This window comes from Caulobacter sp. CCNWLW153 (assembly GCF_036889365.1).
GTDB classification, from domain to species: domain Bacteria; phylum Pseudomonadota; class Alphaproteobacteria; order Caulobacterales; family Caulobacteraceae; genus Caulobacter; species Caulobacter radicis.
In genome coordinates this window covers 476,926-499,467 of record NZ_JBAKFV010000001.1, presented here as the reverse complement: position 1 = coordinate 499,467, position 22,542 = coordinate 476,926, and the positions used below count along the sequence as shown (strand labels likewise).

The following is a 22,542-nucleotide window of genomic DNA, read 5'->3' as shown; positions in this document are numbered from 1 at the left end:
AGGACGCCAGATGATCCGCACCAGCTGCCACTGCGCCGCCGTGGGCTTCGAGATCGAGACAGCGCCGGCCGAGGTGACGCAGTGCAACTGCTCGATCTGCCGCCGCTACGGAGTGCTGTGGGCCTATTACCCCCTGGGCGCCGTACGCCGCGCGGAAGATGGCCCGACCGACACCTACGAATGGGACGACCGCTCGATCGCCTTCCATCGCTGCCGCGCCTGCGGCTGCGTCACCCACTGGAGCGCCAACGACCCGGAGCGCGACAAGATCGGCATCAATGCGCGGCTGATGGAGCCGCGGGTGCTGGCCCAGGCGCGAATCCGCCACCTGGATGGAGCGGTGACGGAGCGGTATGTCGACGAGCCGAACCCCGACGCCTTCTGACTAGAAGCGCCCCGCCGCCGTGATGCGCACGACCCGGCCCAGCGGGTCCTGATCGTCGCGCCCGTAGGCCGGCGCCGGGCGGCCGTCACCGAGCCTGGCGCGAGGGCGCGCGTCGAACAGGTTCTCGACTTCCAGGACCAGCTTGAGGTCGGCGCGGCCCGCGCCCGTCCGGCCGGGCAGCCGCTGTAGAAAGCCGAGCTTCAGGTCGAGCCCGGCGAAGGCGGCCAGCCGCAGGTCATCGGGGCCATCACGACCGACATCGCGGCGGATGCGATAGGCCTGACGCCAGCGCGCCGTGGCGTTGACCGACCAGCGCCCGCGCCGGCCGTCCAGCGTCGCCGCCAGTTCGTGGCGCGGCGCCCCGCCGCCGTCGCCGGCCAGGCGATCCATCGCCGGCAGGCCTTCGCGGATCACCATGACGCTCTCCAGGCGCCAGGCGTGGCTCAACGACACCCGCAGCGAGGTTCCTGCCGTCTCGAACGGCGGGCCGAAGCCCAGATTAGACGACAGCATCCGCGAGTGGTCCGAGCGGATGTTGATCGGCCGCTGGTCGAGCCCGACCAGCCGCCCCTCCCCGTCTCGCAGGAAACGCTCGGGGAAAGCGGCCTCGACGGCCGGCGTAAGGGCGGGCAAGACGCCGACGCCGTCGCGGGTCGCGGCCGCCTCGAAGGCGATCGCGGCCGACGCCGTCCACCGCGTCAACGGTCCCGTCGAGACGCCCAGCGAGACGCGGTCGGCCTCTTGCGGGACCAGGGCCGGATTGCCGCCGAGGATCGGCAGGATCCGCACCGCTTGGCCGGTCCGAAAGTCGAAGACCAGCGTCGGCTCGCCGGACACGACGGGATCGAAGCGCTGGGCGTTGGTCGGATTGTCGGCGGCGCGCGACCAGGCGCCGTTAAGGCGCAGCTTCGGCAGCGGCGTCCAGGACAGACCGGCGGTCATGCCCGCACCGCCGCCGGTTCCGCTGGCCTGGCGCCGGCTCGCGCCCAGGCTCAGGACCACGTCGCCCAGCCTTTTGTCCGGCGAGGCGCGGGCCAGCGGCGCGGCGAGGCCGAACTGCAGATCGGCCGTGTCGCCATCGCGACGCGTTTCCTTGCCGCCGGTCTCGACGGTCGAGACGGTGCGCGACGCCCGGCCCGACAGGTTGGCCTGCACCGGCCCGGCCGGCAGGTCCAGCAGGCGACGGTCGGCGCCCAGGCTGGCGGCGATCGAGCGGCTGGCCGAGGCGGTGTCGGAAACGCCGCTGAGCACCGCCTCGGACAGTTGCCCGTCGACGCCGAGGCGCACCGACCAGCCGGCCAGCTCCCCGCCCGCGCCGGCGGTGAGCGCCAGGTTCCGCAATCGCCTGCGGGAGTCGACCATCCCCGCGCCCTGCCGCGCGGTCGAGCGGTCGGCCTGCGTGCGTCCGTTGACGCCGAGCGAGGTCGTCCAGTCGCCGAGCGCCCGGTTGAAGGACAGGTTGGCGCCGAAGGTCCGGCTGGCCGGACGCAGGGTGACCGCGTCGTCGCCGGGATGGTCGCGGCGATAGGCGTCACGCTCGCCGGCCCGCAGCGCGCTGTCGCGGGACGCCCGAGCGCCGAACTGCCGGGTGTCGTCGCCGGCGATGAAGGCGCGACGTGCGTCGGCCGCCAGGGCCGAACGGCCGCCAGCGGTGGGACGCGCCTCGCTGAGGCGAGCGTCGCGGCTGTCGTAGCGCCGCTTGAGGACGAGATTGACGACCCGGCGCGACGGATCGGCGCCATAGAGGCCCGCCGCCTCGGGTCGCAGGATCTCGACGCGATCCAGCGCGTCCGGCGGGAAACCCATGTAGTCGGCGGCGTTCAGCACCCGCCGGCCGTTGATGACGACGACGGGCCCCGCGCCCAGCCCCCGGACGGCGGTGATCCGGTCGACGGCCTCGCCTATGTCGTAGGCGCCCAGGGCGTCGATCTCGGCCTCGCCCAGTTCGACCTCGGGCGGCGCCTTCGCCGCGCCTCGGCGCGCGACGACCTCGACGCCGGCCACGGCCGTGGGCGTCATCGCCGCGTCGGAAAGCAACCAGGGCATCTGCGGAAGAGACGAAGGCGTCGGGGACGAAGCCGCCCCCGACGCCCTCGCGCCGGATCAGTTGATGGTGATCGACGGCGAGACGCTCAGGGTGCCGTTCAGTTCGCACACGCCGCCGCCCAGGGTCGTGCCGACCGGGAAGGTCACCGACGAGTTGGCGAAGGTCACCGGGATGTTGGTGTTGGCGCAGTCGCCGAAGCGGGTGCTGACGACCAGCGACTGGACGTTCAGTTGCGTGGCCGAAACGGCGTCCACGCGGATCGGGAAGACCAGCGAGTCGTCGCAGGCCAGGTCGCCGCCGTTGACGTTCGTGCCCGTGTAGGAGGTCAGGGTCAGACCGGTGGAGTCGGCGACGCCTTGGAAGACGACGTTGCAGACGGTCAGGAACTGACCGCCGGCGAGCGACTGGTTCAGTTGACCCGAGACGACGACCGGACCGGTCGGCGAGACAGTGGCGGCCGAAGCGGCCGAGGCCAGGCCCAGGGCGGCGATAGCGCTGATCACAGTCTTGGCGAGAAGTTTCATAATCTCAGTCCTTACTTGATGTGAAAGCGAACGCTGTAAAAGGTGTTTCCTCTACCAGCAGGTTCAATGTAGTCTTCGTTTTTGACAAAATGGATTCATTGACCGCACTCATCGAAATTTATATTTTCATCATACTTAATAATACTTGCAACGAAAAACGAAACTCAGTCCATGACGAAGTGACCTCTACATCTATGATGCAAGGTCGCAATTCATCTCGATCGATTGCTTTTACGAACGGCCGCACCTGATGTTGCGACGTCCGGCCGGCGGCTACCGAAGGGGCGAGACGGTCGCCGAAAGAACCTTCATGCGAGCCCCCTCGTCCGAATGAGAAAGGCGGACGCCGCGCGAACGCGGCGTCCGGGCGGTCGTCAGAAGCCCTTGCGCAGCGACACCCCAATGATCCGGGGATCGAGCGTGAAGACGTTGGTGAAGTTGCCGAGCTCGTCCGGGCCCGTGTAGGCGTCGGTGATCGGCGTGTCGTTCAGCACGTTCTTGACGTAGACCTGCAGCGCCAGGTCGTGCTCGCGATTGACCACCGTCGCCGACAGGTTGACGTTCTGCCAGCTCTTCAGGCGGTCGTATTCGCTGTTGTAGACGCGCGCGAAACTGTCGGACTGGCGGTAGTAGTCGCCCCGTAGCGTCATGTCCCAACTGCCCGGCAGGTTGATCCGGTACTGGGCGCCCAGGTTGAACGTCAGCTCCGGCGCGTTCGGCAGGCTGTTGCCCCCGAGATCGGCCGAGAAGCCCCGTCCCTGGTTGGTGGCGTGAACGCCGGTGACCGGGTCGATATAGGTCAGCGGATTGTAGACCAGCGGGCCCCACTGGTCCTTGTAGGCGTTGCTCCAGGTGCTGCCTGGCAGGAAGCCGTTCTGGAACACCGTCGGCCCCGGGCACAGCATCTTGATGAAGATCTGGCCGGTGCTGCTGGACGCCGCCTGCTTGACGTCGAGGTTCTGGATGTAGCGGCCCAGGATCTCGTTGGGCACGATGCAGGTCATCGGGCTGGTCGGCCACGGCCGCATGACGGTGTAGTCGGTGCGCCCCTGTAGGCGATCCATCACGTCGACCGAGGTCTCGCCGCTGGCGATCCGCGTCTGCAGCCAGCCCAGGGTGGCGTCGAGACGGAAGTTCCGGACCGGCGTCCAGGCCGCCTCCAACTCCAGGCCCCAGGTCTTGGCGTCGAAGGTCTCGGTATGCATCGAGCGGTCGATGAACTGCGAGACCTGATAGTCCTTGTAGTCGTAGTAGAACGCCGAGGCGTTCAGCATCAGCCGCCCGCCCTGCAGGGCGTTCTTGGTCCCCAGCTCGAAGGCGTCGACATATTCCGGATCGAAGGTGCGCGGCAGCTTCGGATAGTTGGAGTTGGCCTCGTTCCAGTCCGGCCCGGGCGGATTGCCGCCGCCGGCCTTGTATCCGCGCGAGTAGGACGCATAGACCAGGGTGTCGTCGGTGAACGACAGGTCGGGCTTGTAATCCACGGCCAGGCGTCCGGTGAGCGCGCTCCAGTTCTGGGTCTGCTCGGGGCCGCGCGGATAGCCCTTGCCGACCGTGCCGCCGCCCCAGAAGCTGTCGGCCGCCAGGAGCTGGGTCGGCACCGGGATCGTGCTCTTGGTGTCTTCGGTATAGCGCAGGCCGGCGGTCATGCGCAGCTTGTCGCTGAGCTTGAAGTAGCCCTCGCCGAACACCGCCCAGGACTCGGTCCGCGCCAGGTCCAGGCTGCGATAGTAGTTGTGCCCCTGCCCATCGATCTTATCGATCGGATTGGGATCGATGTAGACGCAGGCGTTCGGCTTGGCCGTCGCGGTCTTGGGCGTGCAGTCGGGATTATAGTTGGCGCTGAGGTTCTGCTGCACCGCGATCATTGTGAACGCGTTGCTGAATATGTAGTAATCCTCCTGCGTCTTGAACTTCAGGTAGTTGGCGCCGAGGTTGAAGTTGAAACGGCCGTCGAAGGACGACTGCAGGCGAAACTCCTGCGAATACTGGCTGCTCTTGGACTGGCTGATGTCGACGGCGGCCAGGCGGTCCAGCGTGCCCAGCTGCGGATCGACGAAGGTTCCGGCGCCGTTGATCGGCGCTCCCAACCAGGCGTTCCAGTCGGCCTTCAGGGCCCGCCCCTCGCGGTTGGCGATCAGGCCCGGCGCGGGATCGTAGCGAAAGAAGTCCTGCGAGCCGTAGTAGCTGTCTTCCATGTACAGCGTCTGCGAATGCAGGGTCAGCTGCGGCGTCAGGTCGAACTCGAGGTTCAGCTGGACGACGTCGTTCTCGGCCTTGAACTTCGGATCATAGAAGGTGGCGATCTCGCGCAGGTCGGTCGACTGTCGGCCCGAGGCCGACCCGAAGGGGTCGATGCCCATGCGGAACAGGTAGGTGTCGTTGTCCGGCCCGCCCCTTGTCGTGAACGGCAGGATGGTGATCAGGCCAGTGACCAGCGGCATGCCGCGACCGTTGGGCGTGCCGTAGGCCGCGTCCGTATAGAGCGACTTGTTCTGGCAACCAGGCGTCAGGCTGTCCATCGTCCAGCGGGTGAAGACCGGCGAGGTGCGCGAGGCGCCGCTGGGATCGGTCCAGAGGATGTCCTTGGGCGGCGCGCCGCGCGTGCACAGCTGCTTGCCGGTGCGCGAGCGATCGTCGTCCTCGTTGAAGTGCTCCCACAGGAGGTTGGCCGAGAACCGCGCGTTCGGCTTCCACAGCGCGCCGACGCGGGTGGACCACAGGTCGCGCCCGTTCACGTTCTGGTCGGTCGTGGTGTTGAAGTCGAACCCGTCACGCTGGGTCAGCGCGCCGGCGAAGCGCAGGGCGAGCGTCTCGCCGAGCGGCAGGTTGACGAAGCCCCTCGCCCGGCGGCTGTCGTAATTGCCGACCTCGCCCTGCGCCTCGGCGGTGAACTCGCCCAGCTTCGGCGCATTGGGCAGCATGTTGACGACGCCCGCCGTGGCGTTGCGGCCGTAGAGCGTTCCCTGCGGGCCGCGCAGCACCTCGACCCGCTGGACGTCGAAATATTCCTGCTCGAACAGGCGGTTTCGCAGCAGGGCGGTATTGTTGAAGCTGATCGCCACGGCCGGGTCGGCGGTGACCGACATGGCCTTGGTGCCCACACCCCGGATGGCGAAGTTGTAGCCCGTGAAGTTGTCCTTGGAGAACGACACGTTCGGCACGCCGCGCAGCAGTTCCGAGCCGCCCTCGATCTTCAGGTCGTTCAGTTGCTGGGCCGAGAAGGCCGACACCGACACCGGCACATCGATGATGCGCTCTTCCATGCGGCGGGCGGTGACGACCACCTCTTCGAGCGCCGCAGGCGAGCCGTTGGACGCATCGCCGCCGGCCTCGCCGGGCACGTAGGCGACGCGGCGGCGCGTGGCCACCGGCGTCGAACGGGCCGGGCGACGCACCACCACGGCGCCATCGGCGAGGAACTGGTGCTCGACGCCCAGCCCCGAGGTCATGCGGCGCAGCGCCGCCTGGGGCGTCATCGCCCCGCGAACGGCCACCGAGCGCAGGCCGGCCACCTGCCCGTCGTCGACCGCGATACGCAGGCCCGACTGACGTCCGAACGCCTGCAGAGCCTCCGGCAGGGGCTGAGCGGGAATGTCGAACGTCCTGGCCTGCTGAGCCAAGGCGGGCGCCGGCGCGGCCCCCGCGGCGAGCGCGACGCCCGCTCCGAAATAAACAGCGGTCGCGCCGAGCAAGGCCCGCATCCGCTTCCTGCCAACCGTCATGTAGCCCCCAAAGAACCTGAAGCGGGACCGCACTCGGCCCCACTTGAAGGACGTGGGCTAGGGGAGGCCCCCTATGGTTTTTCGCGTGAAGTTTTTGCGTCGCTTCCGCCCACGGACGAAGCCGGGCGGACGCTTTCAGCGCGGGGCCAGCACCATGTCGCCGTTGGGCGCGCGCCGCACCGACAGGTCGTAGAGGGCCGACAGAACCGTCGCCGCGCCATCGACGTCGCCGGCCCTCAGTTCGCCGCGAAACCGCTGTCCGGATGCGCCGGTGACGACCATGCGGCCAGGACCGTAGCGATTGAGTTCGGCGGCGACCTCGGCCAGCGAGGCCCCGGCGAAGACCAGGCGGCCGTCCGACCAGACCCAGGCGCCGTCCCGATCGAACCGGGCGATTTTAAGCGGCGCGGCCGATGCCGGAACCCGCACGCCGTCGCCTGGGGCAAGGCGCACGGGCCGCACCGATCCGTGCTCGGTGTTGCGCACCTCGACCGCGCCCTTGAACAGGTTCACCGCCGCCGAGCCGGCGTCCAGGCGCACGTCGAAGACCGTGCCCAGGGCCTCGACCCGCGCGGGGCCGGCCTCGACCACGAACGGGCGCGCCAGGTCGCGCGCCGCGACGAAGCGCGCCCGTCCCTCGGCCAGGCGGATGTCGCGCCGGCGCGGGCGCATCTCGACGGTCAGCCGGGTGGCCGTGTCGAGCCGGATCGTCGAGCCGTCGCTCAGCGTCACCGACCGCTGCTCGCCCTGGGCGGTCTGGTAGACCTCCGACCGCACGGGAGCGCCGACGCCGAAGTGGAGGGCAAGGCCGCCGCCCGCCGCGCCGGCCAGCACGAAGACGGCCAGGGCGGCGGCCCTGCGCGTCCAGGCCGCCCCCTGCCCTCGCCCGACCCGCGCCGGAGCCGCCGAGGGCGCGCCGTCGACCAGTTCGCGGATCGCCGGGTCATCGGCCAAGGCGCCGGCCAGACCCCAGACGTCATCGATCTCGGCGGCGACCTTGGCCCGGGCGGCGTTGCGCAGCCGCCAGCGTGCGTAGGCCGGCCGGAGCCGCGGGCCGTCGGGACCGCGCAGGCGCGCGAACCAGGTCGCCGCGGCCTGGATGGCCGCGGGCGTCGCCCTGCGATCGAAGCGGTGCTCGGTCATGATCGATCCTCTCCGCGTAAGGACGCACCGGAGCGATCCGACCCTACGGCCCGTCGCAGTTGGGCGAGGGCCGCCGACACATACTTCTCCACCGTCTTGACGGAAATCTTCATCGCCACGGCGATCTCGGCGTAGCTCATCTCGCGGTACCGGCTCATCACGAAGGCGGTCCGCATCGGCTCGTCCAGCGCCAGGATCGCGGCGCGGGTCCGCGCCAGGGCCTCGCGATGCTGCAACACGACGTCCGGCTCAGGCCCCGGATCGGTCAGGTCGTGGTCGTCGATGGGCTCGTGCCGGTCCTGGCGGCGCGCGCGGGCCCGGCGCCGGCGATCGCGCATCAGGTTCTCGGCGACCCGGAACAGGAAGGCCCGCGGGTTCTCCAGCGCCGCCACCGACGGATAGGCGGCCAAGCGCAGAAAGCTCTCCTGGACGATCTCCTCGCGCTCCCAGGGATCGACCTCCCGCGCGGCGAGGAACCGCCTCAGGTCGCCGGTGTGAGCCTGCGCGATGCTGTCGATCTCGCGACGCTGGTCGCCGGCGGCAGACGGCGCAGGGTCTGTGATCGAGGGCCTGTCGGCGCCGTCCATCCCAATAGCCTCGCACGCGTCACGCCAACTTCGACACGTCCGCCTTTGCCGCATTTGCGCCGCGCATTCAACTGGCGGCAGAGCCGGCGCCGCCGCGCAATCCTTTGACGCAAAAGGGTTGTCGCAAAAAATTCACGGCCGCCGCCGGGCGCTCAGCCTCAAACCGACGGGTCGCTCCGGGTCACGCGCCCGGATGCAGCCCCGGCGCTTCCTGGCCCGTGCGGGCGACATATTCGGTGTAGCCGCCGCCGTACTGATGGACGCCCTCGGGCGTCAGCTCCAGCACCCGGTTCGACAGCGCCCCCAGGAAATGGCGGTCGTGCGAGACGAAGAGCATGGTGCCCTCGAAGTCGGCCAGGGCCGCGACCAGCATCTCCTTGGTGGCCATGTCGAGGTGGTTGGTCGGCTCGTCCAGCACCAGGAGGTTCGGCGGATCGAACAGCATCTTGGCCATGACCAGGCGCGCCTTCTCGCCGCCGGACAGGACGCGGCAGGGCTTCTCGACATCATCGCCGGAGAAGCCGAAGCAGCCCGCCAGGGTGCGCAGGGCGCCCTGCCCCGCTTGCGGGAAGGAGCGCTCCAGCGACTCGAAGATCGTCTCTTCGCCGTCCAGCAGGTCCATCGAGTGCTGGGCGAAATAGCCCATCTTGACGCTGGCGCCGATGTTGACCGCGCCCTGGTCGGGCTTGGTGTCGCCCGCCACCAGCTTCAGCAGCGTCGACTTGCCGGCGCCGTTGGCGCCCAGCACGCACCAGCGCTCCTTGCGGCGCACCAGGAAATCCAGGCCGTCATAGATGGGCTTGTCGCCGTAGCCCTTGCGAATGCCCCGCAGGCTGATCACGTCCTCGCCCGAGCGCGGCGGGCTCTGGAACTCGAACTGCACCGTCTGGCGTCGGCGGGGGGCCTCGACGCGTTCGATCTTGTCGAGCTTCTTGACCCGGCTCTGCACCTGGGCGGCGTGCGAGGCGCGCGCCTTGAACTTCTCGATGAACTTGATTTCCTTGGCCAGCATCGCCTGCTGACGCTCGTACTGGGCCTGGCGCTGCGCCTCGCTGAGCGCGCGCTGCTGGTCATAGAAGTCCAGATCGCCCGAATAGGTGATCAGCGAGCCGGCGTCGATCTCGACCACCTTGCCGATGATGCGGTTCATGAAGGCGCGGTCGTGCGAGGTCATCAGCAGCGCGCCGTCGTAGTTCTTCAGGAACGCTTCGAGCCAGATCAGGCTTTCCAGGTCCAGGTGGTTGGACGGTTCGTCCAGCAGCATGCCGTCGGGCCGCATCAGCAGGATGCGGGCCAGCGCCACGCGCATCTTCCAGCCGCCGGACAGCATGCCGACATCGCCGTCCATGCGTTCCTGGCTGAAGCTCAGGCCCGCCAGGACCTCGCGCGCGCGGGCTTCCAGCGCATAGCCGTCCAGCTCCTGGAAGCGCTCCAGCACCTCGCCGTAGCGTTCCATGACGGCGTCTAGCTGGTCGGCCTGATCGGGATCGACCATGGCCGCCTCGAGCGTGGCCATTTCGGCGGCCAGCGCGCTGACGGGACCGACGCCGTCCATCACCGCGGCGACCGCGCTCTGGCCCGACATCTCGCCGACGTCCTGGCTGAAATAGCCGATCTTCATGCCGGGATCGATGGCGACCAGCCCGTCGTCGGGCTGTTCCTGGCCGGTGACCATGCGGAACAGCGTCGTCTTGCCGGCGCCGTTCGGGCCGACGAGGCCGACCTTCTCGCCCTTCTGGATGCCCATCGAAGCTTCGATGAACAGGATCTGGTGGCCGTTCTGCTTGGAGATATTGTCGAGGCGGATCATGGGGCGGTCTGCTAACGCGAGCGGAAGCAGAACGCCAGCCTTCGGGTCACATCAATTCAAACCGTCGGACCGGTTCAGAGCCCCACGCCGCCGACCGGCACGGTCTCGAACCGGTGGCCGAAGCCGGCGATGATCGGGCGGGCCCTGGCGATGGCGGCCTGCACCGAAGGCAGCTTCAGCGACGCGGCGTGGCTTTCCTTGTCGGTCCAGACCTCGGTGATCCAGATCGCGTCGGCGTCGATCGGGTCGAGCGCGAGAATGTAGGACAGGCAGCCGGGCATCGCCTCCGTACCTTCCCTGAGGATGGCGACTAGGTCGTCGCGCTTGCCGGGGGCGGCCTTCATCTGGCCGATCAGTCCGTACATCGTCTTGTCTCCCGCAACGGCGAGCGACGGCGCGAGAGCCGTCGCCGCGCCGCCGATCATGGCCTGCCTGCGGTCCATTCCTGTCAGGAGGCCTTGCATTCGCCCTCGTGGGCGACGCTGACGCCCTGGCCCGCGGCGCTGCAGGCGTTGCCGTAGGTCTTGCCGTCGCAGCCGCACACGGGGCGATAGTCCATGGTGCAGACCTGCGGACGCTTGCGGCAGATCCCCGAGGCGTCGGCCACCGTCTTGCAGGCGCCGACGGGCATGACGCAGGACAGGCCCTCGCCGCACTGGAAGCCGGCGATGCCGCCGCACATGCCGCCCTCGGCCACGGGCGCGCGCGACATCGGGGGCGGAGCCCCGGTGGAGGGGCCGGCGGGCTGGCCCGCGCAGGCGCTGATCAGAAGGGCGGCCGCGAGGCCCAGCCAAGAAGGCACGCTCATGATGTTCCTCCCGCGCGGATTCGACCGCAGGTCGCGATCCTCGCACGAAGCCCGCGCGACAGACAAACGCCGCGATCGGGGAAAAATGGGGCGCCGCGCTGCTTGATCAGGGGTCTGAATTAGTCTGTCCTCGCGGCCTCTTCGAGAGTCGGGGAAAATTGATGACACGATGGGGTACGACGGCCGCTGCCGTCAGTCTGCTCGCGCTGGGCCTTTCGGCCTGCGCCACGACCGGGACGACGGCGAAGCCGCAGGCGTCCGCCAAGCCCGCCGAAAAGGCCGAGGCCAAGCCGCTGCCCAAGGGCCTGGACGGCGAGGCCTCGTCGGGCTTCCCCTCGACCTACGCGCCCCTGCCCTCGCGACCGACGGCCTTCGTCGGCGCCACGGTGCTGACCGCGACCGGCGCCCAGATCGACAACGGCGTGGTCGTGGTCCAGGACGGCAAGATCATCGCCGTCGGCGGTCCCGAGACCGCCATCCCCGCCGGCGTCACGACCATCGACGCCAAGGGCAAGTGGATCACCCCCGGCATCATCGACTCCCACAGCCACCTGGGCGTCTATCCCTCGCCCGGCGTGTCGGCCAAGTCGGACGGCAACGAGGCCACCGATCCCAACACCGCCCAGGTCTGGGCCGAGCACTCGGTGTGGCCGCAGGACCCGGGCTTCAACCGCGCCCGCGCCGGCGGCGTGACCACCCTGCAGATCCTCCCCGGCAGCGCCAACCTCTTCGGCGGCCGCTCGGTGACGCTGAAGAACGTGCCCTCGACCACCATGCAGGGCATGAAGTTCCCGGGCGCGCCCTACGGCCTGAAGATGGCCTGCGGCGAGAACCCCAAGCGCGTCTACGGCTCCAAGAACCGCACGCCCTCGACGGCGATGGGCAACGTCTTCGGCTATCGCAAAGCGTGGATCGACGCGGCCGACTACGCCCGCAAGTGGGACGACTACCGCGCCAAGAAGGACAAGGGCGAGAAGGCCGACGCTCCCAAGCGCGACCTGCAGCTTGAGACCCTGGCCGGCGTGCTCAAGGGCGAGATCCTGGTGCAGAACCACTGCTATCGCGGCGACGAGATGGCCGTGATGATCGATGTGGCCAAGGAGTTCGGCTACAAGATCACCATGTTCCACCACGCGGTGGAGAGCTACAAGGTCGCCCCGCTGCTGGCCAAGGAAGGCATCTGCTCGGCCACCTGGGCCTCGTGGACCGGCTTCAAGATGGAAAGCCTGGACGGCGTCGATTCCAACGCCGCCATGGTGTGGAAGGCCGGCGCCTGCGTCGTCATCCACTCCGACGACCCGATCATGACCCAGCGCCTCAACCAGGAGGCCGCCATCGCCATGACCGCGGGCAACAAGATCGGCTACGGGATCACCCGCGCCGAGGCCATCAAGTGGATCACGGCCAATCCGGCCAAAGCCATGGGCATCGCCGACAAGACCGGCAGCCTGGAAGTGGGCAAGGCCGGCGACATCGTGGTCTGGAACCGCGACCCGTTCAGCGTCTACGCCCAGGCAGAGCAGGTCTATATCGACGGCGCCCTGACCTACGACCGCAGCGACAAGCGCTATCAGCCCAAGTCCGACTTCGAGCTCGGCCAGCCCGGCCAGGGAGCGTTCAACTGATGATCCGGTCCATCCTTCTCGCCGGCGCGGCCCTGACCGCCGTCGTCGCCGCTCCCGCCGCCGCCCAGACCTTCGCCATCGTCAACGCCCGCATCGAGCCGGTGTCGAGCGCGGCGATCCCGTCGGGGACCATCCTCGTCCAGAACGGCAAGATCGCCGCCGTCGGCGCCGGCGTCGCCGTGCCGGCCGGCGTGACGACCATCGACGCCAAGGGCGGGGTCGTGACCCCGGGCCTGGTGGCCCCGTCGTCGAACATCAGCGCCTCGGAGATCGGCGGCGTGCGCGAGACGCGCGACGACGGCACCGGCAATGCGCTCTCGGCCGGCTTCGACATCGCCTACAGCGTCAATCCGGCCTCGCCGATGATCGGCCTGGCCCGAGACAGCGGCGTCACCAGCTCGGCCGTGACCCCGATCCTGTCGGGCGTCGGCGGCGGGTCCCACGAGCATGCCGACGACGGCGTGGTCGAGGAGATGACGGCCGGCAAGGACGGCGGCGGCGATCCCCCGCTGTTCGGCGGCCAGGCGGCGTTCGTGCGCCTGAAGGCCGGCGAGGCCGACATCCTCGCCAAGTCGAAGACCGCAGTGACGCTGTCTCTGGGCGAGGCCGGGGCCCGCGCGGCCGGCGGCTCGCGCGGCGCGGCGATCGTGCTGGTCAAGTCGGCCCTGCAGGACGCCCGGGCGTTCGCCAGGAACCGCGCCGCCTTCGAACAGGGCGCCACGCGCGACTACGGCCTCTCGCGCCTCGATCTGGAGGCCCTGGTCCCGGTGGTGCAGGGCAAGACCCCGCTGCTGATCCGCGCCCATCGCGCCTCGGACATCCGCCTGGCCCTCAAGCTGGCGGCCGAGGAGAAGATCAGGATCGTGCTCGAAGGCGCCGAGGAAGGCTGGCTCGTGGCCGGCGAGATCGCCAAGGCCGGCGTGCCGGTGATCGTCGACACCCAGGCCGACCTGCCCGACAGCTTCGAGACCCTGGGCTCGCGCCTCGACAACGCCGCCCGCCTGAACGCGGCTGGCGTGACGGTGGCGATCAACGGCGCGCGGGACTTCAACAACCTGCGCCAGGAACGCCTGAACGCGGGCCTGGCCGTCGCTAACGGCCTGCCCTATCCGGCCGCCCTGGCGGCGATCACCCTGACGCCGGCGAAGATCTGGGGCATGGCCGACCAGATCGGCTCGCTGGACGTCGGCAAGACCGCCGACCTGGTGCTGTGGACCGGCGATCCGCTGGAAACCACGACCTGGGCCGACAAGGTGTTCATCGGCGGCGTCGAGCAGCCGGCCGACAGCCGCCAGAGCCAGCTGCGCGACCGCTACGCGGCGGGCGACAACGGCCTGCCCCCGGCCTATCGGTAACGGACCGGACGGCCCGCTCCTCCCCGGAACGGGCCGTCGCTTTTCGAGGGAAGAGATGGAAGCCGCCGCCGTCGTCATCCGCCCCTATCGGCCGGACGATGCGCCTCACATGGCCCAGCTCTACTACGAGGCCGTTCGCGGCCTTGGCCGGCGCGACTATTCCGCCGCGCAGGTGGCCGCCTGGGCGCCCGCGCCTCTGGCGCCGATCGACGTCCTGACCCGCGCCGCCGACGGTCGCACGACCTTCGTCGCCGCCGACGCCGGCGACCAGGCCGTGGCCTATGTCGACCTCGAGGCCGACGGCCATGTCGACCACCTCTATTGCCATCCCGATTTCGCGGGCCAGGGCGTGGCCTCTCGCCTGCTGGAGACGGTGATCCAACGCGCCGTGGAGCAAGGCCTCACCGCCCTGCATGTCGAGGCCAGCGAACTGGCGAGGCCCGTGTTCGAGCGCCACGGCTTCACCGTGACCTCGCGGCGGGACTTCGAGGTGCGCGGCGTGCCGATCCACAACTACGCCATGCGGCGCGAGCTGGCCTGAGCCATGCCCGCGCCCGTCTAGACCTAGGTCTAGACGGCCCCTCCCCATGCCTTCGCGCGGCAAACCCATGGATGGCTACCTGGCCGGCGTCCTCGCGCCGAAAGTCCTGACGTCGCCCGCCGGCAGCATCCGGCGCCGCGGGCAGGTTTTCGACGGAAGGAGACGGCGATGTCGGACATCATCATCACGGACAAGCAACTGTCGGCCTCGGCCTATACCGCGACCATCAACGCGCCGATCGAGGCGATCGACATCGCCGACTGGCTGTTCAATCTACCCGAGGCCGAGTACCAGCGCTGCTGCGCGCCCGACCATATCTCGGCCGGCGCCACCTTCACCGACGACGGCCGGCGCATGTCGATCAATGTCGAAATGATCGGCCAGACGCTGATGGTGCAGCACTACGTGGCCGAGGTCGCCACCCCCACCCTGTGCAGGATGGTGTCGACCTCGGACGCCTTCACCCCCAACGGCCGCACGCGGGTGCAGGTGATCTGGACCCTGAGCGCCAGGAAGATCGACGAGGCGACCTGCGAATACACCAACAGCGTGGTCGCCCACCCCACCCAGGCCTTCCTCGACTTCATCGACAAGCACGGCACGCCGTTCGAGGACGCCGCCGACGCCCGCCAGCGTGACGGCGGCGACCACAACAGCCGCGAGACGCCGCTGTTCGCCGCCAGCATCGAGCGCCGCGCCCTGGCCCGCATGGCCGCCAAGGCCGCTTGAGGGCAAACGGCGCCCGAGACGAAAACCTCGCCCTTCGACAGGCTCAGGGTGAGGTTTTCGAGCGGCCAGCCAGTGGTCCTCATCCTGAGCTTGTCGAAGGACGAGGACCCCGCGCGGAGCCTGAACGTCACTCCGCCCAGCCCCTCAAGGCCAGACGTTGTTGGACGTCACGCTGTCGCCGCCCGTCGGAACCTGGCAGTCGTTGAAGCTGATCGCCACCGACTGGCCCCAGTTGGTCGAGTCCGCCTGGACCTGGAAGTGCAGGTGCGGGCCGGAGGTGCGCCCCGTATTGCCCGAGGTGGCGATCGGCTGGCCGCGCTGGACGACGTCGCCGACGTTCACCAGCACGCCGTTCTGCTGGATGTGGAAGTACCAGCTGGTGAAACCGCCCGGATGGCGGAGGCGCACGGCGTTGCCCCAGTTCTGCAGGCTGCCGCCCGGGAACGGCGTGTTGCTGGGCGTGGTCGGGGCGTTGGGGTTGTAGGTCGTGCTCTGGCTTTCCTGCAGCCACTCGACGGTACCGCCGCGCACGGCGCGGATCTGGGTTCCGACCGGCATCGAGAAGTCGAAGGCGAAGGCCTGGCTGCCGTTGTGCGAGCCGCCGGGATTGTTGTTGCCCTGGCCGACATTGCGGGTGTCGCCCGCTTTCCACGGATAGCGATAGGCGCCGACGGCGCTGTCCTGCTGCTCGATGAACTCCATGCGCAGGCCGCGGCTGAAATAGGCCGCGTCCTCGGTCTTGAAGTCGACCATGCAGCGGCGGTGGCTCCACCACTGGGTTCCCGTCCCCGGCCGCCAGACCGCGGCGTAGGCGTCGCCGTCCACCGACAGCGCCGCCAGCCGCAGACCCTGGTTGAAATAGGTCTGGTCCTGGGTCTCGACCTGGGCGCCGGTCATGCCCGAACGCCACCACTGGGCGCCTGTCCCCGGCCGCCAGACGGCGGTGTAGCGACCGCCGTCGACCTCCAGCAGGGTGATGCGCAGGCCGTTGTCGAAATGGGTCTGATCCTGCGCCTTCATCTGGTCGACGGTCATGCCGGTGCGCCACCATTGCGCGCCGGAACCGGGCCGCCAGACGGCGGTGAACCGGCCGCCATCGAGTTCCAGGGCGGTCAGGCGGAGGCCCTGATTGAAGTAGGTGGTGTCCTGGGCCTTCAGCTCGTCCAGCGTCATGCCCGCCCGCCACCACTGGGCGCCTGTCCCCGGCCGCCAGACGGCGGCGAACCGACCGTCCCTCACCGACAGGGAATGGATGCGCAGGCCGTTGTCGAAATGGGTTTTGTCCTGGGCCTTGAGCTGATCGAGGCTCATGTCCGAGCGCCACCACTGGGCGCCGCCGCCCGGACGCCAGGCGGCCGCATAGCCGGTGTCGGCGAAAGCCAAGCCGGGCGCAGCCACGGCCAACAGGCCAGCGCAGAGCGCCGGCGCAAGGATCGCACGCATCAAACCCTCCCATTCGGGCGCGTCTCTATGGAGCGCCGCTCGAAAGCCGGAAACCGATGAAAGCTTGGAACCGTGCGCCGATCACCGGTCAGGCCCGGACGTCGCGCACGACAAGCTTAGGCGCGCCGGCCCGCTCCAGGAAGGGCGTATGGGCCTCGCCGCCCGGGCGAGGCCCACCAGGCGTCAGGTCGCCCAGGTGATCTTCACGATCGAGGGCCGATCGCTGTTGTAGGAGACCGTGTGCTGCTCGCGGCGGCTGGCGGTGATGGCCAGCTTGTAGGTGTCGCCGGTCTGGTCGGTGAAGGCCAGGTTGATGCTGCCCGAGAAGATGCCCGACGGCCCCTGGGCGTCGACCTGCACCTGGTAGCTGTAGATGCCGGCGTTCGACACCAGGCGGATGCCGTAGACCTTGCCCTCGCTGTTGCCGATGATGCACGAGCTGAGGTCGGTGCTGCCGTTGATCGAGACGGCCGAGCCGACCGGCAGCAGCCCGTTGGCCGTGCCGCTGGTGTCGCCGCAGTCGGTGGTGGTGAATTCGGCGGTCCCCGCCTGCGCAGTCGCAGTCGTCATGACGCTTCTCCCTCTTCCGATGGACCGGCCGCCGCTCGGGCCGGTGGAAGGGAGCATTCACTCAACCCGAGGCGATATCAACGAAAATACACGTGAAGATTGTCACATTCGTGCATGCACACTGAAGCTGCAAACCAATCCCCAGGCAGCGCTTTCCTTGGGGGCGAGCTCGGGTCATACGGGGCGGGACACCCGAATCGCCGCAAAATCCCCACATGTCTTCCAAAGACCCCAACTCGCTGTTCTCGCTGTTCGACGACGACGCCCTGGCGCCGCCGAGCGCCCCGCCCCTGCCCGCTCGCGAACCGCATCCGCAGCCCAAGCCGCAGCCGCCGCCTCCCCCGCCGCCGGGCAAGGTCGAGGCCGCGCCGGCTCAGGCTCCGTCTTCGGGCGGCTACGACGCCAGTTCGATCGAGGTGCTGGAAGGCCTGGAGCCCGTGCGCATGCGTCCGGGCATGTACATCGGCGGCACCGACGAGCGGGCCCTGCACCACCTGTTCGCCGAAGTGCTCGACAACTCGATGGACGAAGCCGTGGCCGGCTTCGCCAAATCGATCGAGGTCAAGCTCGACGCCGACGGCTACCTGTCGGTCAAGGACGACGGCCGCGGCATGCCCGTGGACCCTCACCCCAAGCATCCGGGCAAGTCGGCGCTGGAAGTGATCATGACCGTCCTGCACGCGGGCGGTAAGTTCAGCGGCAAGGCCTACGAGACCTCGGGCGGCCTGCACGGCGTCGGCGCCAGCGTCGTCAACGCCCTGTCGGAACTGGTCGAGGTGACCGTCTGGCGCGACGGCTTCGAGCACCGCCAGAGTTTCGCCCGCGGCAAGCCGCTGGGCCCGGTCGAGAAGATCCAGCCCAGCCGCAAGCGCGGCACCATGGTGCGCTTCAAGCCCGACGAGCAGATCTTCGGCGAGGGCTGCGCCTTCAAGCCGGCGCGCCTGTACCGCATGGCCCGTTCGAAGGCCTATCTGTTCCGCGGCGTGCAGATCAAATGGTCCTGCGCCCAGGAGCGCATCCACGACCAGACGCCCGCCGAGGCGGTGTTCCACTTCCCCAACGGCCTGGCCGACTTCCTGGCCGAGCGCACCAAGGGCCTGGAGACGGTCACCCCGACCAGCTTCGCCGGCCGCATCGAGCGCGAGGGCGAGGCCGGCGCGGTCGAATGGGCCGTCACCTGGACCCCGCGCGGCTTCGGCGAGCACGACGGCTTCATGCAGTCGTACTGCAACACCGTGCCGACCCCCGAGGGCGGCACGCATGAAAGCGGCTTCCGCGCCGCCCTGACGCGGGGCCTCAAGGCCTATGCCGACCTCAAGGGCGAGAAGCGCGGCACGATCATCACCGCCGACGACGTGGTGGCCCAGGCCGGCGCGCTGATCTCGGTGTTCATCAAGAACCCCGAGTTCCAGGGCCAGACCAAGGAAAAGCTGTCAACGACCGAGGCCCAGCGCTTCGTCGAGAACGCCCTGCGCGACCCGTTCGACCACTGGCTGACCGGCAGCCCCAAGGCCGCCCAGGCCCTGCTGGAGTTCGTCATCGAGCGCGCCGAGGAACGCCTCAAGCGCCGCAAGGACAAGGAAGTCTCCCGCGCCTCGGCGACCCGCAAGCTGCGCCTGCCCGGCAAGCTGGCCGACTGCGCCGGCGGCGCGGTCGACGGCGCCGAACTGTTCATCGTCGAAGGCGACTCGGCCGGCGGCTCGGCCAAACAGGCCCGCAACCGCAAGAACCAGGCGATCCTGCCCTTGCGCGGCAAGATCCTGAACGTGGCCTCGGCCTCGGGCGAGAAGTTCACGGCCAACAAGGAACTGTCGGACCTGATGCTGGCCCTCGGAGCCCAGGGCGGGAACAAGTACCGTGAAGAGGATCTGCGCTACGAGCGGATCATCATCATGACCGACGCCGACGTCGACGGCGCCCACATCGCCTCGCTGCTGATCACCTTCTTCTACCGGACCATGCCGGACCTGATCCGCGCCGGCCGCCTGTATCTCGCCCTGCCGCCGCTCTACCGCATCAGCCACGGCGGCAAGACCGAGTACGCCCGCGACGACGCCCACAAGGACGAGCTGCTGGCCACCATGTTCAAGGGCAAGAAGCCCGAGATCGGCCGCTTCAAGGGCCTGGGCGAGATGATGGCCGCCCAGCTGAAGGAAACCACCATGGACCCGGCGGTCCGCACCCTGGCGCGCGTGACCCTGCCGCGCCACGAGGAGACCGTCGAGGACCTGGTCGAGACGCTGATGGGCCGCAAGCCCGAACTGCGCTTCAAGTTCATCCAGGACAACGCGGCCTTCGCGGCGGACGATCTGGATCTGTGATCCCCTCTCCCCTTGCGGGAGAGGGTGGCCTCCGAAGGAGGTCGGGTGAGGGGTCGCACAGAACGTCAGCTTCCCAAGCTGAGTGTTCGGAAGCCGCGTTAGATTTCTGAGAGACCCCTCATCCGTCGCCTACCGGCGACACCTTCTCCCGCAAGGGGAGAAGGAAACTACCCGATCAGCGCCCGGGCCGCGGCACGCGCCGCCTCGGTAACCTCCGCGCCCGACAGCATCCGGGCGATCTCTTCCTCGCGTTCGGCGGGCGACAGGGGTTCGACCTTCGTGCGGGTCGAGGTGTCGTCGCCGGACTTGGAGATGCGCCAGTGGGCGTCGCCGCGGGCGGCGACCTGGGCCGAATGGGTCACCACCAGCACCTGGGCGCCCCCCTGCCCTTCACCTTGCGCCAGGCGCTTGAGGCGCAGGCCGACGGCGTCGGCCACGGCCCCGCCGACGCCCTGGTCGACTTCGTCGAAGATCATCAGCGGCTGCGGGCCGCCGCCCTTCCCCGCCAGCGCCGCCTTCAGCGCCAGCGCGAAGCGGGCCAGTTCGCCGCCGGAGGCGATCGCTTCCATCGGGCCGAAAGGCGCGCCGGGATTGGTCGAGATCTCGAAGGCGATGCGGTCGAGACCTGAGGGCCCGGCCTTGTCCTCGTCCAGCGGCTCCAGGGCGACGCGGAACCTGGCCTTCTCCAGCTTCAGCGGGCCGAGCTCGGCCTCGACGGCTTGAGCCAGGCGGTCGCCGGCGGCGCGTCGCTCGGCCGATAAGGCCTGGGCGGCATACAGATAGGCCTCGCGGGCCTCTGCGGCCTGCGCCTCCGCGGCGACCAGGGCCTCGGCCGAGGTCTCGACGGCCTGCAGGCGGGCGGCGAACTCGGCGCGGACGGCGGGCAGGTCCTCGACCAGCACGTTCAGCTTCCTGGCCATGCCGCGCAGGGCGAACAATCGCTCCTCGGCCTTCTCCAGGCGGTCGGGTTCGAACTCGAAGCTCTCGGCGGCCATGTCGATGGCGGCGCTGGCTTCCTGGGCCTCGACGAGCGCGCGGTCGACCGCCTCGCAGGCGGCGGCCAGGCGGGTCATGGCCGGACCGTCGGCGGGCGCGCCGGCGTTGGCGGCGCGGTCGCGGGCGCGCTCCAGGGCGCGGAAGGCCGAAGCCAGCTTGCCCGACAGGTTGTCGCCGCCCAGCGCGTCCTGCGCGGCGGCGATGTCGGCCAGGGCCTTCTCGGCGGAACCCAACAGGGCCCGCTCCTCGGCCAGGGCGGTCTCCTCGCCCTCGCGCGGGTCCAGCCGGTCGAGTTCGGACAGGCGGAGCGTCAGTTCCTCGGTCTCGGCCGCGGCGCGGTCGGACAGGGCCTTCAGCTCGGCGGCGGTCTCGCGGGCGGCGCGCCAGCCGCTCCAGGCCGAGGCCACGGCTCCGACGCTGACCTGGCCGTAGGCGTCCAGCAGGGTGCGGTGGGTGCGCGGATCGAGCAGGCCGACCGTCTCGTGCTGGCCGTGCACCTCGAGCAGCAGGGCGCCGAGATCCTTGAGCACGCCGACGCTGGTGGCCTGGTCGTTGACGAAGGCCCGGCTGCGGCCGTCGGGCGACAGCTGGCGGCGCAGGACCAGATCCTCGTCGCGGGCGTAGTCCAGGCCCTTGTCGTCGAGATAGGCGAAAGCGGGATGGTCGGGAGCCAGGGCGAAAATGGCCGTGGCGCTGGCGTGGCCGGCGGCTCCGCGGCGCACCAGGCCGGCGTCGGCGCGGGCGCCGGTGGCCAGGCCCAGGGCGTCGAGAATGATCGACTTGCCCGCCCCGGTCTCGCCGGTCAGCGCGGTCAGGCCCGGCCCAATGGCCAGGTCGAGGCTCTCGATGAGCACCACGTCGCGGATGGAGAGACCGATCAGCATGGCCGGAAGGATCACCGGGAATCGGGCTTTTTCAAAGAGGAAGCGGTAGGCGCTTGAGAACAAAAGAAAAACGGGCCGTTTTGCAACGGCCCGCTTTCGCTTACATCCCGAGAACGCCCATCAGGCCGCCCTTTTTCTTCTTCTCGCCGGGAGGCGCCAGCGCGCTACCCTTCTCGCGATTGAGGGTGCGGTCGATCAGGTTGCGCTTGTTGCCTGCCTTCAGCGGCTCGACGGCCGGCTTCAGGCCCGCGTCGTTCAGCAGCTTGTAGGCGTCGGCGTACCAGCGGTCGCCCGGGAAGTTGTAGCCCAGCACCGCGCCGTTGCGCTTGGCTTCCTCGGTCAGGCCCAGGGTCATGTAGGCCTCGACCAGGCGGTAGAGGGCTTCGGGCGTGTGCGAGGTGGTCTGGTGACGGTCGACCACGGTCTTGAAGCGGCCGATGGCGGCCAGCGTCTTGCCGTCGCGCAGGTACCAGCGACCAATGGCCAGTTCCTTGCCGGCCAACTGGTCGTTGACCATGTCGATCTTCAGGCGGGCGTCCTGGGCGTATTCGCTGTTGGGATAGCGCTGGACGACGTCGCGCAGGGCGGCGAGCGCCTGCTCGGTGGCGGCCTGGTCGCGGTACACGTCGACGATCTGCTCGAAGTAGCAGATGGCCTTCAGGTAGTAGGCGTACGAAGCCGACGGGTTGCCCGGATAGAGCGAGATGAAACGGTCGGCGTCGCCGATGGCGTCGGCGTACTGGTTGCCCTGGTAGTGGGCGTAGCCGGTCATCAGGATCGAGCGGCGCGACCATTCCGAATAGGGGTGCTGGCGCTCGACCTCGCGGAAGTAGTCGACGGCCTCGTTCCAGTTGCCGCGGTCCAGGCGATTGGCGCCGGTGGAGTACAGCAGCTCGACCGGACGCTCTTCATAGGCCAGCGTCGGCTTCTTGGGCTTGCCCGCGCAGGCGGTCACCGAAAGAGCGGCGAGCACGGCCACGATGGAGACGGCCGAACGTCCCGAGATTTTGCGAAGCACGGACTCTCTCACCCTCGAAGCAACCTTGCGC

The 22,542-nt window shown here is 69.1% G+C and carries 18 protein-coding genes; 6 read left to right on the top strand and 12 right to left on the bottom strand.

Annotated elements, in window-relative coordinates; translation table 11 throughout:
* Positions 1-10: 10 nt before the first annotated feature.
* Complete coding sequence (locus V6S85_RS02135) at positions 11-385, top strand: GFA family protein (RefSeq protein ID WP_334347850.1); 375 nt, start codon at positions 11-13, stop codon at positions 383-385.
* Here the strand turns inward: V6S85_RS02135 and V6S85_RS02130 are convergent, their stop codons facing one another.
* The 8 genes from V6S85_RS02130 to V6S85_RS02095 all read right to left on the bottom strand — a co-directional run bounded on the left by V6S85_RS02130 (position 386) and on the right by V6S85_RS02095 (position 11,029).
* Entirely contained in the window at positions 386-2,422 is a 2,037-nt protein-coding gene (locus V6S85_RS02130) for a TonB-dependent receptor (protein WP_334347848.1), read from the bottom strand.
* 66 nt (positions 2,423-2,488) lie between these two features.
* A complete protein-coding gene (locus tag V6S85_RS02125) occupies positions 2,489-2,956 on the bottom strand; it encodes a hypothetical protein (RefSeq protein ID WP_116491512.1) in 468 nt (155 codons plus the stop codon).
* A gap of 374 nt (positions 2,957-3,330) precedes the next feature.
* On the bottom strand, positions 3,331-6,681 hold the full coding sequence (locus V6S85_RS02120) for a TonB-dependent receptor domain-containing protein (RefSeq protein WP_334347847.1): 3,351 nt from the start codon (positions 6,679-6,681) through the stop codon (positions 3,331-3,333).
* A 135-nt stretch (positions 6,682-6,816) separates the two neighbouring features.
* Complete coding sequence (locus V6S85_RS02115) at positions 6,817-7,824, bottom strand: FecR family protein (RefSeq protein ID WP_334347846.1); 1,008 nt, start codon at positions 7,822-7,824, stop codon at positions 6,817-6,819.
* Positions 7,821-8,411 (bottom strand): RNA polymerase sigma factor, encoded by a 591-nt coding sequence (locus V6S85_RS02110; protein WP_165828802.1) that lies wholly within the window; start codon positions 8,409-8,411, stop codon positions 7,821-7,823. The genes V6S85_RS02115 and V6S85_RS02110 overlap by 4 nt, the downstream gene beginning before the upstream one ends.
* Positions 8,412-8,592: 181 nt before the next feature.
* Complete coding sequence (locus V6S85_RS02105; protein WP_116491516.1) at positions 8,593-10,221, bottom strand: ABC-F family ATP-binding cassette domain-containing protein; 1,629 nt, start codon at positions 10,219-10,221, stop codon at positions 8,593-8,595.
* Between the two features lie 74 nt (positions 10,222-10,295).
* Positions 10,296-10,664 (bottom strand): putative quinol monooxygenase, encoded by a 369-nt coding sequence (locus V6S85_RS02100; protein ID WP_442885627.1) that lies wholly within the window; start codon positions 10,662-10,664, stop codon positions 10,296-10,298.
* A gap of 5 nt (positions 10,665-10,669) precedes the next feature.
* On the bottom strand, positions 10,670-11,029 hold the full coding sequence (locus tag V6S85_RS02095) for a Kazal-type serine protease inhibitor family protein (protein WP_334347844.1): 360 nt from the start codon (positions 11,027-11,029) through the stop codon (positions 10,670-10,672).
* 161 nt (positions 11,030-11,190) lie between these two features.
* Between V6S85_RS02095 and V6S85_RS02090 the strand changes: the two genes are divergently transcribed.
* From V6S85_RS02090 to V6S85_RS02075, 4 genes are all read left to right on the top strand, one after another.
* Complete coding sequence (locus V6S85_RS02090; protein WP_334347843.1) at positions 11,191-12,654, top strand: amidohydrolase; 1,464 nt, start codon at positions 11,191-11,193, stop codon at positions 12,652-12,654.
* A complete protein-coding gene (locus tag V6S85_RS02085) occupies positions 12,654-14,009 on the top strand; it encodes an amidohydrolase family protein (RefSeq protein WP_334347842.1) in 1,356 nt (451 codons plus the stop codon). Before V6S85_RS02090 ends, V6S85_RS02085 begins: the two co-directional genes overlap by 1 nt.
* 55 nt (positions 14,010-14,064) lie before the next feature.
* Positions 14,065-14,550, top strand: a complete 486-nt coding sequence (locus V6S85_RS02080) for a GNAT family N-acetyltransferase (RefSeq protein ID WP_334347841.1) — start codon at positions 14,065-14,067, stop codon at positions 14,548-14,550.
* A gap of 168 nt (positions 14,551-14,718) precedes the next feature.
* Positions 14,719-15,279: a hypothetical protein gene (locus tag V6S85_RS02075; protein WP_116566741.1), complete on the top strand. Its 561-nt coding sequence runs from the start codon at positions 14,719-14,721 to the stop codon at positions 15,277-15,279.
* A 144-nt stretch (positions 15,280-15,423) separates the two neighbouring features.
* Here V6S85_RS02075 and V6S85_RS02070 read toward each other — a convergent pair whose 3' ends face one another.
* The gene (locus V6S85_RS02070; protein WP_334347839.1) at positions 15,424-16,722 is read right to left on the bottom strand and encodes a M23 family metallopeptidase; all 1,299 of its coding nucleotides are present in this window, start codon (positions 16,720-16,722) and stop codon (positions 15,424-15,426) included.
* Positions 16,723-16,905: 183 nt separating this feature from the next.
* Positions 16,906-17,292 (bottom strand): hypothetical protein, encoded by a 387-nt coding sequence (locus V6S85_RS02065; RefSeq protein ID WP_116491523.1) that lies wholly within the window; start codon positions 17,290-17,292, stop codon positions 16,906-16,908.
* 215 nt (positions 17,293-17,507) lie between these two features.
* Here V6S85_RS02065 and parE point away from each other — a divergent pair, with 215 nt between their 5' ends.
* Complete coding sequence (parE, locus tag V6S85_RS02060) at positions 17,508-19,613, top strand: DNA topoisomerase IV subunit B (RefSeq protein ID WP_116566737.1); 2,106 nt, start codon at positions 17,508-17,510, stop codon at positions 19,611-19,613.
* 167 nt (positions 19,614-19,780) lie between these two features.
* Here the strand turns inward: parE and recN are convergent, their stop codons facing one another.
* Positions 19,781-21,493 carry a DNA repair protein RecN gene (recN, locus tag V6S85_RS02055; RefSeq protein WP_334348108.1) on the bottom strand — a complete coding sequence of 571 codons (1,713 nt, stop codon included), beginning with the start codon at positions 21,491-21,493 and terminating at the stop codon, positions 19,781-19,783.
* A 100-nt stretch (positions 21,494-21,593) separates the two neighbouring features.
* Positions 21,594-22,523, bottom strand: a complete 930-nt coding sequence (locus V6S85_RS02050) for an outer membrane protein assembly factor BamD (RefSeq protein WP_116566735.1) — start codon at positions 22,521-22,523, stop codon at positions 21,594-21,596.
* Positions 22,524-22,542 lie beyond the last annotated feature (19 nt).